The organism is Nocardia carnea NBRC 14403 (assembly GCF_000308515.1).
GTDB lineage: Bacteria > Actinomycetota > Actinomycetes > Mycobacteriales > Mycobacteriaceae > Nocardia > Nocardia carnea.
The window spans coordinates 1-439 of the sequence record NZ_BAFV01000032.1 but is presented as its reverse complement, the minus strand read 5'-3'; the positions used below and the strand labels follow the sequence as shown (position 1 = coordinate 439).

The window sequence follows — 439 nt, the reverse complement described above, 5'->3', positions numbered from 1 at the left end:
CATCAGGTCGGCATACGAAATATTCAGCGGCACACCGTTTTCGTGGACGGTCAGCATAAGTCCCTCTTTCACTGGTCGCCCAGTACAACATCGAATAGGCCGAGGGGTGGCGCCGAGCACCACCCCGAGGTGACCCAGGCTAGCCTTGCCTATCAATCCAGTGTCAAGCGGGTCTGTTTCACTTGCGCGCGAGCGCGTTCGGCCACCACACCTTCGGGCCGACAACGGTGAACAGCGCCGGAATGACCACCGTGCGCACCAGGAACGTATCCAGCACAATGCCGATACCGACGATGATGCCGAGCTGGGTGAGCGTGATCAGCGGCAGCACCCCGAGAACACAGAACACCGCCGCGAGCACGATGCCCGCACTGGTGATCACCGCACCCGTCGCCGACACCGCGCGCACCATACCGCCGACGGTGCCGTGATCCGGGGT

At 62.9% G+C, this 439-nt stretch carries 1 protein-coding gene; it reads right to left on the bottom strand.

From position 1 onward, the window contains the following. Positions 1 to 178: 178 nt before the first annotated feature. The coding region (locus tag ON22_RS11750; RefSeq protein ID WP_043740053.1) for an MMPL family transporter at positions 179 to 439 on the bottom strand (261 nt) is incomplete at its 5' end.